The organism is Pseudomonas sp. PGPR N4, from assembly GCF_059693665.1.
Genome location: NZ_JCAUKV010000002.1, coordinates 1 through 12,725, shown reverse-complemented (window position 1 = coordinate 12,725; position 12,725 = coordinate 1). Strand labels below are relative to the sequence as shown.

At 61.6% G+C, this 12,725-nt stretch carries 12 protein-coding genes and 1 pseudogene; 5 read left to right on the top strand and 8 right to left on the bottom strand.

What is annotated here, in order from left to right:
- Positions 1-22 precede the first annotated feature (22 nt).
- A complete protein-coding gene (locus tag AC58X1_RS09750) occupies positions 23-409 on the bottom strand; it encodes a hypothetical protein (RefSeq protein WP_188035272.1) in 387 nt (128 codons plus the stop codon).
- Between the two features lie 145 nt (positions 410-554).
- Between AC58X1_RS09750 and AC58X1_RS09745 the strand changes: the two are divergent.
- Positions 555-753 (top strand): annotated as a pseudogene (locus AC58X1_RS09745) (heavy-metal-associated domain-containing protein).
- A gap of 151 nt (positions 754-904) precedes the next feature.
- Positions 905-2,086 carry a multidrug effflux MFS transporter gene (locus AC58X1_RS09740; RefSeq protein WP_188035273.1) on the top strand — a complete coding sequence of 394 codons (1,182 nt, stop codon included), beginning with the start codon at positions 905-907 and terminating at the stop codon, positions 2,084-2,086.
- On the opposite strand, the gene AC58X1_RS09735 is transcribed toward AC58X1_RS09740, so the two are convergent.
- Positions 2,037-2,234 (bottom strand): hypothetical protein, encoded by a 198-nt coding sequence (locus AC58X1_RS09735; protein WP_101316160.1) that lies wholly within the window; start codon positions 2,232-2,234, stop codon positions 2,037-2,039. The two genes, AC58X1_RS09740 and AC58X1_RS09735, sit on opposite strands and share 50 nt — an antisense overlap.
- A gap of 521 nt (positions 2,235-2,755) precedes the next feature.
- On the opposite strand from AC58X1_RS09735, the gene AC58X1_RS09730 reads away from it, so the two are divergent.
- A complete protein-coding gene (locus AC58X1_RS09730) occupies positions 2,756-3,472 on the top strand; it encodes an ArsR/SmtB family transcription factor (protein WP_188035274.1) in 717 nt (238 codons plus the stop codon).
- A gap of 21 nt (positions 3,473-3,493) precedes the next feature.
- On the opposite strand, the gene AC58X1_RS09725 is transcribed toward AC58X1_RS09730, so the two are convergent.
- From AC58X1_RS09725 to AC58X1_RS09700, 6 genes are all read right to left on the bottom strand, one after another.
- On the bottom strand, positions 3,494-4,441 hold the full coding sequence (locus AC58X1_RS09725; protein ID WP_103435940.1) for an adenosine deaminase: 948 nt from the start codon (positions 4,439-4,441) through the stop codon (positions 3,494-3,496).
- A gap of 80 nt (positions 4,442-4,521) precedes the next feature.
- The gene (locus AC58X1_RS09720; protein ID WP_101316166.1) at positions 4,522-5,877 is read right to left on the bottom strand and encodes an 8-oxoguanine deaminase; all 1,356 of its coding nucleotides are present in this window, start codon (positions 5,875-5,877) and stop codon (positions 4,522-4,524) included.
- A 120-nt stretch (positions 5,878-5,997) separates the two neighbouring features.
- A complete protein-coding gene (locus AC58X1_RS09715) occupies positions 5,998-6,684 on the bottom strand; it encodes an SDR family oxidoreductase (protein ID WP_103435941.1) in 687 nt (228 codons plus the stop codon).
- A gap of 424 nt (positions 6,685-7,108) precedes the next feature.
- Positions 7,109-7,690 (bottom strand): IMPACT family protein, encoded by a 582-nt coding sequence (locus AC58X1_RS09710; protein ID WP_101316170.1) that lies wholly within the window; start codon positions 7,688-7,690, stop codon positions 7,109-7,111.
- Between the two features lie 9 nt (positions 7,691-7,699).
- Positions 7,700-8,362, bottom strand: a complete 663-nt coding sequence (locus AC58X1_RS09705) for a TetR/AcrR family transcriptional regulator (RefSeq protein WP_101316172.1) — start codon at positions 8,360-8,362, stop codon at positions 7,700-7,702.
- Positions 8,363-8,434: 72 nt separating this feature from the next.
- A complete protein-coding gene (locus tag AC58X1_RS09700) occupies positions 8,435-9,352 on the bottom strand; it encodes a LysR family transcriptional regulator (protein ID WP_101316174.1) in 918 nt (305 codons plus the stop codon).
- A gap of 119 nt (positions 9,353-9,471) precedes the next feature.
- On the opposite strand from AC58X1_RS09700, the gene aptA reads away from it, so the two are divergent.
- Together aptA and AC58X1_RS09690 are read left to right on the top strand one after the other, a co-directional pair.
- Positions 9,472-10,818, top strand: coding sequence for an omega-aminotransferase AptA (gene aptA / locus AC58X1_RS09695; RefSeq protein WP_103435945.1), 1,347 nt, complete (start codon positions 9,472-9,474; stop codon positions 10,816-10,818).
- A 69-nt stretch (positions 10,819-10,887) separates the two neighbouring features.
- Positions 10,888-12,381: a CoA-acylating methylmalonate-semialdehyde dehydrogenase gene (locus AC58X1_RS09690; protein WP_101316178.1), complete on the top strand. Its 1,494-nt coding sequence runs from the start codon at positions 10,888-10,890 to the stop codon at positions 12,379-12,381.
- Positions 12,382-12,725: the final 344 nt, after the last annotated feature.

Below are 12,725 nucleotides of genomic sequence, written 5' to 3'. Positions count from 1 at the left end.
CAACCCTGCCACAGGGGCAAGGTCAATAGTCCAGGCTGGCTCGGGTCAGGTGCAGGCCGCTGTGGTCCATGGCGATGCGATACTTGTTGATCTGTCCGGCCTGCAGGGTCAGGCGCTGAGTGTGCTGGTTCTCCAGGCCAGGGTTGCAACCGGGGGCTTGCCCCGGCAACAGGCGCAAGCGGATATCCACCGGGCCGGGCGGCAGGTTGAACGAGGTCGATTGTTCCTGGAACAGGCGACCGGACAGTTGGTCATTGAGGTACACGCCGATCTCGCAGGTGGTCGCCACCTCAAGCCGCTCGCGCGAAATAATCAGCACGCTGTAGTCCGAGTTGCCAGCGGCGCTGGCCGCAGGCACCACGGTCAAAGCGGCGAGCAAGCCGACAAGGCTCAGTGCTGGCCTGATCATGAACAATCTCCTGCTTCATAAACTGTCAAAGGCGCAGCTTGGCTGAGCCAGGCGCGGATTGCCAGTCCGGCCGAGGACGGCATAACTTGACCTTGACCCGATGGCAAGCTTGAAACTGTGGCAAACCCACGAAGGAGACTGACCAATGCAAGTTTTCAATGTACAAGGCATGACCTGTGGCCACTGTGTAAAAAGCAGTGACTGCGGCGGTACAGGGGCAGGATGCTGCGGCCAAGGTAGAGGTGGATCTGGCTGCCAAGCAAGTGACCGTCGACAGCCAGTTGGCCAGCGAACAGATTCTTGCCGCCATTCGTGAGGAAGGCTACGAGGCGCAATCGGCCTGACGACGCTGGAGTGTAGCGGTGCCGGTGATCGACCATGCTGCTGAATGTCATCGGTGCCGCTTCTGGGCAGGGAATTGTCACAAAGGTTTTCGCCAGAATCCGCCTTTGCAGTTAGACTTGGCAGCTTGCTTAGCCTGCTAATGGATTCCTGATGAACCTGCGTTACGTGCTGATTCTCGGCGCCTTGAGTGCGTTCGGGCCGCTGGCGATCGACTTTTACCTGCCAGCATTCCCGGCCATGGCTCAGGCCTTTCTGACCGACGAGAAACACATCCAGACTACCCTGGCCGCGTACTTCCTTGGCCTGTCGCTGGGCCAGTTGGCCTACGGCCCGGTAGCCGATCGCTTTGGTCGGCGCATCCCGCTGCTGTTCGGAGTGACCTTGTTCACCCTGGCCTCACTGGCCTGCGCTTATGCGCCCAATCTGGATACGTTGATTGTCGCGCGCTTCGTCCAGGCCTTGGGTGGCTGCGCGGGGATGGTGCTGTCACGGGCGATTGTCAGCGACAAGTGCGACCCGGTTGCCTCGGCCAAGGTCTTCTCGCAATTGATGCTGGTGATGGGCCTGGCGCCGATTCTTGCGCCAATGCTTGGCGGCGTATTGGTCAACCTGGCTGGCTGGCAGTCGATCTTCCTGGCCTTGAGCCTGTTCAGCGCAGGCTGCCTGCTGGCGATCAGCTTCGGCTTGCCCGAGAGCATGCCGGCGGATATGCCGCGCCAGCCGCTGTCAGGGGCGTTTCGCCAATACCTGCGGCTGTTTGCTGACCGAGTGTTTATCGGCCACGCGTTGACCGGCGGCACCGCCATTGCCGGCATGTTTGCCTACATCGCAGGCTCGCCGTTCGTGTTCATCAAGCTATATGGGGTACCGACCGAGCATTATGGTTGGCTGTTCGGTGCCAACGCAGCGGGTTTCATTCTGATTGCACAGGTCAATGCACGGTTGTTGGCCAAGCGCGGCCCGGCAGTATTGCTGGGGCGAGCAGTGTGGTTGTACCTGGCGGCGGCGCTGACCCTGCTCGGCGTGGCGGCGTTGCGGCCGACGCAATTGTGGCCCCTGTTGTTGCCGTTGTTCGTGTGCATCGCCAGCCTGGGCTGCATCATCCCCAACGCCTCGGCGTTGGCCATGAGCGGTCAGGGCAACCGCGCAGGCAGCGCGTCGGCATTAATGGGCTGCCTGCAGTTCAGCGTTGCCGCTGGCTCGGCGGCGCTGGTCAGCTTGCTGCATGATGGCAGTGCGGTACCAATGGCCATGGTGATCAGCCTGTGCGGGGCTCTGGTGGTCAGTGTCGCGACGCTGACTCGGCGCTTGCAGGCCAGGCGTCAAGGCTGAACGAGTGAGGGGCCTGCAGGCGCTTCTGCAATGTTGCGACAAAGGCCCGCGCTTCACGCTCACTGCGAAAGCTCACCACGTGCTGGTCGAGCCGAACCTGCCAGGGGCAGTTGGGGTGACGTTCAGATGTACTGACGACGATCTTCATCGCATACCTCCACAGAACAGGTGCCGATTCAGTCTAGCGCTGCTGCCCCCAAGTGCCACCAATCCTTGAGTCGCTTCGGACTGACGGTCGCCTGTGGACCTTTCCCACAAGCCCTGTCTAGTTGTGCTGAGGCGCAACCACAGTGGATCCTTCGCTTTTGTTTGCCATATTTGCGGAAAGGCGCTGTCGGCAGCGTCTGAGGATATTTCTCTTTTCAGCTCGCGTTAAGGGCGCTTGTGGCTTTGGCTAGACAGGCTTGCGCCTGCTGGGTGGTTCTGGCCGGCCAGGTCTGCCCTGCTGGTGAATGCGTCGAGGGTCGCCCCACCCACCGCTTTGTCCGGTCTGTAGAGGAACCGGGAAGCGCTATCGCGGGACTTTGCCCGGCTTATACTGGCCCCAGCAGCCAGCGCCAGCGAGAGGGACTTCCCTGCCAGGGAATGCTATGCCAAGACCGTAAGCAGGTCAGCGCGCTGGCGTGTTTGGCCAATGGACCCAGACATGATTCAGCAGGGAGTTACCTTATGAAAGCAGTCAGCAGTATCAGCCAGATCGCCAGCCTGATGGCCGACCCCAAGCGCAGCGCCATGTTGTGGGCGTTGATCGATGGCACGCCCCGCCCCGCCGACGAGCTGGCGGTGATGACCGGCGTGAGTTCGTCTTCAGCGTGTGCGCATTTGTCCCTGCTCTCCTCGGCAGGCTTGCTGCGGCTGGAAGCCCGTGGCCGCAAACGCTATTTCCGTCTGGCGACGCCTGCTGTGGGGGCGGCGGTCGAGGCGTTGGCCAGCCTGCATCTGAATGATTTGCGCCCGCGGGTAACCCAGGTCAAACCGCTGCAGGTGCCACTGTCGATGCGCCGTGCGCGCCTGTGCAATGGGCATATGGGCGGTGAGCTGGCGGCTGAATTGCTGCAACGAATGGTCACTGCCGGCTGGCTGGAGGGGTACGACGGTGAGCTGCGGGTGAGTTTTACAGGTCGCACGCAGTTGGCCAATGTCGGCGTGTACATCGAGGCCTTGGCACAGCGGCCACTGAGCAACTGTGTGATCTGTCACTGCAATGAGTGGAGCGATCAGGGGCCGCATCTGGGCGGAAGCCTGGGGCAGGCCTTGCTGACGTTGTTCCTGCAGTCGGGCTGGCTGCAGGAACAGGACGGTGCGCGCGGGCTGCAGATATCACCGCTGGGTATCCAGCAGATCAATCGTATCGCTCGCGCAGAGCCGTCCTTGCTGGTGGGTTGAGCTGCCGGCAACCGTTGCCGGTCAGGCCAGGCGAGCGTCCAGGCTGTTCTGCGCCAGGCGCCGAGCTTGATCCTCGGTCATGCCCAAATGGGTGTGTAGCGCGTGGAAGTTCTCGGTGACATAACCGCCGAAGTAGGCCGGGTCGTCGGAGTTGACCGTGACTTTGACGCCACGCTCAAGCATCTCGAGGATGTTGTGCTGGCCCATGTGTTCGAATACGCAGAGTTTGGTATTGGATAGCGGGCACACCGTCAGCGGGATCTGCTCATCAATGATGCGCTGCATCAGCCGCTCATCTTCGATGGCGCGTACGCCGTGGTCGATGCGCTTGATCTTGAGCAGGTCGAGGGCTTCCCATATGTACTCGGGCGGGCCTTCTTCGCCGGCGTGGGCTACTGCGTCAAAGCCTTCGCTGCGGGCGCGCTCGAATACGCGCTGGAACTTGCTCGGCGGATGGCCTTTCTCCGAGCTGTCCAGACCGACGGCAATGAACGCATCGCGGAACGGCAGCGCCTGGTCGAGGGTTTTTTGCGCTTCTTCTTCGCTGAGGTGGCGCAGGAAGCTGAGGATCAGCCCGCTGCTGATGCCCAGTTGCTCACGGCCATCCTTCAGTGCTTTGCTCAGGCCGGCCATGACCACTTCGAAGGGGATGCCCCGGTCAGTGTGGGTCTGCGGGTCGAAGAACGGTTCGGTGTGAATAACGTTCTGCGCCTTGCAGCGTTGCAGGTAGGCCCAGGTCAGGTCGTAGAAGTCCTGCTCGGTACGCAGGACATCGGCGCCCTGGTAATAGAGGTCGAGAAACTCCTGCAGGTTGTTGAAGGCATAGGCGCCGCGCAGGGTTTCTACATCCGCCCAGGGCAGGGCAATCTTGTTGCGTTCGGCCAGGGCGAACAGCAGCTCGGGCTCGAGCGAGCCTTCCAGGTGCATGTGCAGTTCCGCCTTGGGCAAGGCGTTCAGCCAGTCGTACATGTGTGTGATCTCGATCAGGAACGGTTGTCGCCATTCTACAGGGCCAGGCCGGGCAATGCGCCCGGCCTGGCCTGCGCATATCAACCGGCGATCAGCTGCGCTGCGGCCTGGCGGTGGTCGGCGATCAGGCCTTTGACGTCAAGGCCTTCGATCTGGCCGTCAATCACGCGCCATTTGCCGCCGATCATGACCCGGTCGGCACGGTCGGCGCCGCACAGCAGCAGTGCCGACAGCGGGTCATGGCTGCCCGAGAAGCGCAGCTCGTCGAGCTTGAACAGGGCCAGGTCAGCCTGTTTGCCAACCGCCAGCTGGCCAATATCGCTGCGCCCCAGCAAGTGCGCCGAGCCACGGGTGGCCCAGCCCAGGGCGCGTTCCGGGGTGATCTGTTCGGCGCCATAGCGCAGCCGTTGCAGATACAGCGCCTGACGCGCTTCGAGGATCATGTTCGAGGCATCGTTGGAGGCCGAGCCATCGACGCCGAGGCCAACCGTGGCGCCGGCAGCTTCCAGATCCACCGTGGGTGCAATCCCCGAAGCAAGACGCATGTTCGAGCTTGGGCAATGGCAGATGCCGGTACCGGCAGCGCCGAGGCGGGCGATTTCGTCGGGGTTGAAGTGGATGCCGTGGGCCAGCCAGGTGCGCGGGCCCAGCCAGCCGACGCTGTCCAGGTAATCCACTGTACGCAGGCCAAAGCGCTGCAGACAGAACTCCTCTTCATCGAGGGTTTCGGCCAGGTGGGTGTGCAGGCGCACGTCCAGCTCTGCGGCCAATTCGGCACTGGCGCGCATGATTTCCGGGGTTACCGAGAAGGGTGAGCAGGGCGCCAGGGCGATCTGGATCTGCGCGCCTTCGCCACGCTCGTGGTAGCTGTGGATAAGTCGCTGGCTGTCGGCCAGGATCACCTCGCCCTGTTGCACGGTCTGCTGCGGCGGCAGGCCGCCGTCGTCTTCGCCCAGGCTCATCGAGCCGCGGGTCAGCATGGCGCGCATGCCCAGCCCGCGGACTGCTTCGACCTGTACATCAATGGCGTTGTCCAGGCCCTGCGGGAACAGGTAGTGGTGGTCGGCGGCGGTGGTGCAGCCCGACAGCAACAGCTCGGCCAAGGCCACTTTACTGGCCAGCTCGAGCTTGGCCGGAGTCAGGCGTGCCCAGACCGGATATAAAGTCTTCAGCCAGGGGAACAGCGGCTGATTGACCACCGGCGCCCAGGCGCGGGTCAGGGTTTGATAGAAGTGATGATGGGTGTTGATCAGACCAGGCAGGATCACGTGCTCACGGGCGTCGAACACCTGTGAGCAGGGGATGCTAGGGCTTTCGCCCAGGGCCAGCAGTTGCACGATTTTGCCGTCTTCGATAACCAGCCCGCCGCGCGCGTCGCTGTCGTTGGCGGTGAAGATGGCAAGGGGGGATTTCAACCAGGTACGGGTCGCAGGCATGGTGCCGGCTCCTCTGAAAGTGGGTTCAGGTAAGCCAGCTCAGTTTTGCCCTGTCTGCTGATCCAGGTTCGCCGCGGGGGCGAGGCGTCGAGTCTACTGCCTCGCCCTGCAGCTTTCAATTCACCAGACCAATGGTTCGCCCTTGTAATTGATGAAGCGCAGGCCGCCATTGCCGCTGTGCGCCTTGATCTGCTTGAGCATGCCGCTGGTACTGGTGAACACGTCGATTTCAGCGTTTTCTCCGCCCATCGCAGTTTTCACCCAGCCCGGGTGCATGGCCAGCACGGCGAGGTCGGGGCGCTGCAGTTCGCCGACGTAGCTGTTGATCATCGAGTTCAAGGCGGCCTTGCTGGCCTTGTACAACGGAATCTCGCCGCCATCAGGGATGCTCACGCTACCCAGTACCGAACTCATGAAAGCCAGCACGCCGCTGCCTTCGCGCAGTTGCCCGGCCAGGCGGCGGGCGATGCGGATCGGCGCCACGGCATTGGTCATGAACAAGGCGCCGATCTGCTCTTCGCTGACCGCTTCCAGATCCTGCGGCAGCGGCCCCATGACGCCAGCGTTGACGAACAGCAGATCCAACGTCTCGCCGTGCAGGCGCTGTTTGAGGCTGTCGAGTTGAGCGGTGTTGTTGATCTCGAGGGTTTCGATGTGCACGCCGACAATGCTGCCCAGGTCGCCCGGGTTGGCCTTGTCGCGAACGGTGGCGATTACCTTCCAGCCATCTTCGTGCAGGCGCTGCACCAGGCCAAGGCCCAGGCCTCGTGAGGCGCCAATGATCAGGGCGGTCTTGGTTGCGGTCATTTCTGTACTCCTTCAGAGGTAGCGCATGCCGGGCAGCCATCACCAGAGCTGCCAGCGTAGTCGCTGCAGTTTGCCAGCGTGTGGCAGCCGATGCACGGTTGTGCAAAAAATGATCAGCAGGCTACGGGCCTTGCGCCGTCAGGGCCGGAGCCAGTGGCTAACGGTTTATCCACAGGCTGCTCCACAGTATTTGTGCGCAAGCGGGCGGGCCAGGTTTTGCCTGCCGGCGGCCGAATTGTCATTGCAGGCTGGGGATAACTTACTGTAATGCGGAGCTTTTCAGCGCTGTCACGAAACTGTGATCAAAATATGATCAATGCTCTGCGCGCCTTGTAATTCGTGGCCTGGGTCGGACTGCCCCAAGCTTATCCACAGGCAGGCGCACAGTAGTTGTGAGTAATGTTTCAGCGGTTTTATCCATGATTTACGCGCTGAGGACAATTCTGCCGCGGCTCAGGTCGGCAAGTTGCTGCTGCAGTGCCGGCAGATGGCTGGGCCCGATAGCCAGCCGCAGATCTACACCATTGGCAGTGAACTGTTCATCCAGAACCAGCCCGTCAACGTCAGCCAGACGCAGTTTGACCAAGGCTAATTCGCTGAAACTGCAGCTGCAGGTGTATTCGCTGCGCTGCACCAACAGACGCTTTGGCGCCTGTTGCAGGCATTTGTTGGCGCCGCCGCCATAGGCCCGGGCGAGGCCACCGGTGCCTAACTGGATACCGCCGTACCAGCGGATCACCAGTACCACCACCTGATCGCAGTCCTGCGCCTCGATCGCGGCGAGGATCGGCCGGCCGGCGGTGCCGCCGGGTTCGCCGTCGTCATTGCTGCGGTATTGCCCGCCGATTTTCCAGGCCCAGCAGTTGTGGGTGGCGGCGAGGTCGCTGTGGCGCTCGATGAAACTCTGCGCTTCGGCAGGGCTGTTGATCGGGCCGGCGAGGGTGATGAAGCGGCTCTTGCGGATCTCTTCGCGAAACTCGCAGAGGTCGAGCAGGGTAGATGGCATAAGTCCGGGTCAGGCGGGCAGTTGGATGCCGCAACCTTTGAGAATGATGTGGATAAGATTGTTGCTGGCGTCTTCCATGTCCTGCTTGGTCAGGCGGCTGCGGCCGGTAACCTGGCAGATCTGAGTGGAAAAGTCGGCGTAGTGCTGGGTGCTGCCCCAGAGCAGGAAGATCAAGTGCACCGGGTCGACCGGGTCCATCTTGCCGGCGTCGATCCAGGCCTGGAACACAGCGGCACGGCCGCGGAACCACTCACGGTAATCGGCGCTGAAGTATTCGGTCAGACACTGACCACCGCTGATCACTTCCATGGCGAAGATCCGTGATGCCTGCGGGTTGCGCCGCGAGAACTCCATCTTGGTGCGCAGGTACTGGCTCAGCGCCTGGCCTGGATCATCGTCGACGCTCAGGGCGTTGAAGGTGCTGTCCCACAGCTCGATGATGTTGCTCAGCACGGCGATATACAGGCCGAGCTTGTTGGTGAAGTAGTAGTGCAGGTTGGCCTTTGGCAAGCCGGCCTTGAGGGCGATGGTATTCATGCTGGTGCCCTTGAAACCGTGGCGGGCAAACTCATCTTCGGCGGCCTGGATAATCGCCTGCTCGTTCTTTTGGCGAATGCGGCCGGCGGGCTTGCCCGAGGCGGAGAGGCGATGCGCTGGGACTTCTAGGGTCATGGACGGTTCCGAACGGGCTGAGGCAACGGGATTGTCCGACAGATTACCTGCCTGTGCCGAAGTGACAAGCCTTTAGCGTGTGGCAGCAAGGCTTTCAAGGAAGCTTTCCAGTACCAGGTTTGGCCGCCGGCCTTTGCGTGTCACCCAGTTCAGGCTCAGGTCGTAATGGCGCTGCGCAGGTTTCAGGGCCCGCAGGCGGCCTTGTTGCACCCAGGTGCTGGCGTAATGATCGGGCAGGTAGCCGATGTAACGCCCGGTCAGGATCAAGAACGCCATGCCCTCGCGGTCGGACGCGCTCGCCGTGCAGTGCAGCGCCTGATAGTGCGCCTGGATTTCACCGGGCAGGCGGAAGGTCGGCGCGATCGCATCCTGGCTGTTGAGCCGCTCGTCGTCGATCTTGTGGTCGTCGGCATAGAACAGCGGGTGGCCAACGGCGCAGTAGAGCAGCGACCGCTCGCTGTACAGCGGCTGGTACTCCAGGCCCGACAGCGGGCTGGCCTGCGGCACCACGCCAACATGCAGGCTGCCATCGAGCACGCCTTGCTCGACTTGACTGGGGGCGATCATGCGGATCTGGATGTGCACGTCCGGGCCGCGGTCCTTGAGCTCGGCCAGGGCATGGGTGATGCGCATGTGCGGCAGTGTCACCAGGTTGTCGGTCAGGCCGATATTGAGCTCGCCGCGCAGGTGTTGGTGCAAGCCGTTGACCTCGGTGCGAAAGGTCTCGATGGCGCTCAGCAGTTGCAGCGCCGAGTGGTACACGTCGCGGCCTTCTTCGGTCAGCGAAAAACCGGCGCGGCCGCGTTGGCACAGGCGCAGGCCGAGGCGCTGCTCAAGGTCGCTCATTTGCTGGCTGATCGCCGAGCGGCCGATGCCCAACACGTTCTCCGCTGCCGAAAAACCGCCGCACTCGACCACACTGCGGTAAATCTTGAGCAGGCGGATGTCGAAGTCGCTGACTTGCGCAAGTGGATCGGGGCGTCGGCTCATTAGTTTAGTCCACTGCTAACTGAAGATTTGAAAAGTAGGCTTTTCCAGACTTTATCGCCGTGCCAATTTAGCTGCAACAACATCCATCGTTGCCTATTCGTTTGCCGAGGAACCGCCCGATGAACATGCCCGAAACCGCGCCTTCCGGTATCGCTAGCCAGCTCAAGCTGGACGCGCACTGGATGCCGTACACCGCCAACCGTAATTTCCAGCGCGATCCGCGCCTGATCGTTGCCGCCGATGGCAACTATCTGGTCGACGACAAGGGCCGGCGCATCTTCGATGCCCTGTCTGGGCTGTGGACTTGCGGTGCCGGGCATACCCGCAAGGAAATCAGCGAAGCGGTCGCGCGCCAGGTTGGCGTGCTCGACTATTCGCCGGCATTCCAGTACGGCCATCCGCTGTCGTTCCAGCTGGCTGAAAAGATTACCCAGTTGACTCCGGGTGATCTGAATCACGTGTTCTTCACCAACTCCGGTTCCGAGTGCGCCGATACCGCGCTGAAAATGGTACGTGCCTACTGGCGCCTGAAAGGCCAGGCGACCAAGACCAAGATGATCGGTCGCGCCCGTGGCTATCATGGGGTGAACATCGCCGGTACCAGCTTGGGCGGCGTCAACGGCAACCGCAAGATGTTCGGCCAGCTGCTCGATGTCGACCACTTGCCGCACACCGTGCTGCCGGTCAACGCCTTCACCAAGGGCTTGCCGGAAGAGGGCGGGATCGCCCTGGCCGACGAGATGCTCAAGTTGATCGAGCTGCACGATGCCTCCAATATCGCTGCGGTGATCGTCGAGCCGCTGGCTGGCTCGGCGGGTGTATTGCCGCCGCCGAAGGGTTACCTCAAGCGCCTGCGTGAAATCTGCACCCAGCACAATATTCTGCTGATCTTCGACGAAGTGATCACCGGTTTCGGCCGCATGGGCGCCATGACCGGTGCCGAAGCGTTCGGCGTCACCCCGGACTTGATGTGCATCGCCAAGCAGGTCACCAACGGCGCCATCCCTCTCGGCGCAGTGGTTGCCAGCAGCGAGATCTACCACACCTTCATGAATCAGCCGACGCCTGAGTACGCTGTGGAATTCCCTCACGGCTACACCTACTCGGCGCACCCGGTGGCGTGCGCTGCCGGCATCGCGGCGCTGGACCTGCTGCAGAAAGAGAACCTGGTGCAGTCAGCCGCCGAGCTGGCGCCGCACTTCGAGAACCTGCTGCATGGCGTCAAAGGCACCAAGAATATCGTCGACATCCGTAACTACGGCCTGGCCGGCGCGATCCAGATCGCGGCACGTGACGGCGATGCCATTGTGCGTCCTTACGAAGTGGCGATGAAGCTGTGGCAAAAAGGCTTCTACGTGCGCTACGGCGGCGACACCCTGCAGTTCGGCCCGACCTTCAACACCCAGCCGCAGGAGCTCGACCGCCTGTTCGACGCGGTGGGCGAGACCCTCAACCAGATCGATTGATCTGTCTGATTTTGACGGCAGGTGTGCACCGGCGCGCCTGATCCTTCCTTCCTGTTTCTGGAGTTATGCATGAGCATTGTTCAGCACCTGATCAACGGCGAACTGGTTTCCAAGGGCGAACGCACCGCCGATGTCTTCAACCCGTCTACCGGTCAGGCCGTACGCAAGGTCGAACTGGCCAGCCGTGCCACCGTGCAAGAGGCGATCGATTCGGCCAAGGCGGCCTTCCCGGCCTGGCGCAACACCCCGCCGGCCAAGCGCGCCCAGGTGATGTTCCGCTTCAAGCAGTTGCTTGAGCAGAACGAAGCGAAGATCTCGCAGATGATCAGCGAAGAGCATGGCAAGACCCTGGAAGACGCTGCCGGCGAACTCAAGCGTGGTATCGAGAACGTCGAGTTCGCTTGTGCCGCCCCGGAAGTGCTCAAAGGCGAGTACAGCCGCAACGTCGGCCCGAACATCGATGCCTGGTCGGACTTCCAGCCATTGGGCGTGGTTGCCGGTATCACTCCGTTCAACTTCCCGGCCATGGTCCCGCTGTGGATGTACCCGCTGGCGATCGCCTGTGGCAACGCGTTCATCCTCAAGCCGTCCGAGCGTGATCCAAGCTCGACGCTGTATATCGCCCAGCTGCTGCTCGAAGCTGGCCTGCCCAAGGGCATCCTCAACGTGGTGCATGGTGACAAGGAAGCGGTCGATGCGCTGATCGAAGCGCCAGAGGTGAAAGCCCTGAGTTTTGTTGGCTCGACGCCGATTGCCGAATACATCTATGCCGAAGGCACCAAGCGCGGCAAGCGTGTACAGGCTCTGGGCGGCGCCAAGAACCACGCGGTGGTGATGCCGGATGCCGACCTGGATAACGCGGTCAGCGCGCTGATGGGTGCGGCGTATGGTTCTTGCGGCGAGCGCTGCATGGCCATTTCCGTCGCAGTATGCGTGGGTGACCAGGCAGCCGATGCGCTGATCGCCAAGCTTGAACCGCAGATCCGCGCGCTGAAGATCGGCGCTGGAACTTCCTGTGGTCTGGACATGGGGCCGCTGGTAACTGCTGCGGCGCGCGACAAGGTACTTGGCTATATAGATGACGGCGTTGCCTCGGGTGCCAAACTGGTGGTCGATGGTCGTGACCTGCGTGTTGCAGGCTGCGAGGATGGCTACTTTGTCGGCGGCACGCTGTTCGACAATGTCTCGCCAGAAATGCGCATCTATAAAGAAGAGATCTTCGGCCCGGTGCTGTGTGTGGTGCGCGTCGACAGCCTGGAGCAGGCCATGCAGTTGATCAACGATCACGAGTATGGCAACGGCACCTGCATCTTTACCCGTGACGGCGAAGCGGCTCGGCTGTTCTGCGACGAGATCGAAGTGGGCATGGTCGGTGTCAACGTGCCGCTGCCGGTACCTGTTGCATATCACAGCTTCGGCGGCTGGAAGCGTTCGCTGTTTGGCGACCTGCATGCCTATGGCCCGGACGGTGTGCGCTTCTATACCCGTCGTAAAGCCATTACTCAGCGCTGGCCGCAGCGCAAGAGCCATGAAGCATCGCAGTTTGCCTTCCCTAGCTTGTAACTGGGGCAGGGTATGAGCGGGGAGGCCTTTGGGCCTCCCCGTTTTGTTTGTGCTTTGTGAGCCCGAAGGGCCGCTTTTGCTTAATGTTATGCAATTATGAAATAACGGTTGACGGGTTTCTGTAAGCGCTTATAATGCGCCCCACTTCCAGCGTAGTTGGAACGGAAAACTCCTTGAGATTCAATAAGTTAGAAGTTTCAGAGATGCTGCAAGGGCTTCGATCGAAAGATCGTCAGCGGTGAAAAAGGCAGTTGACAGCAGGTTGTAACGCTGTAGAATTCGCCTCCCGCTACGAGAGATCGCAAGCGAGTCAAGTGTTTGAAGTTGAACGAGTTTCTCGCAAA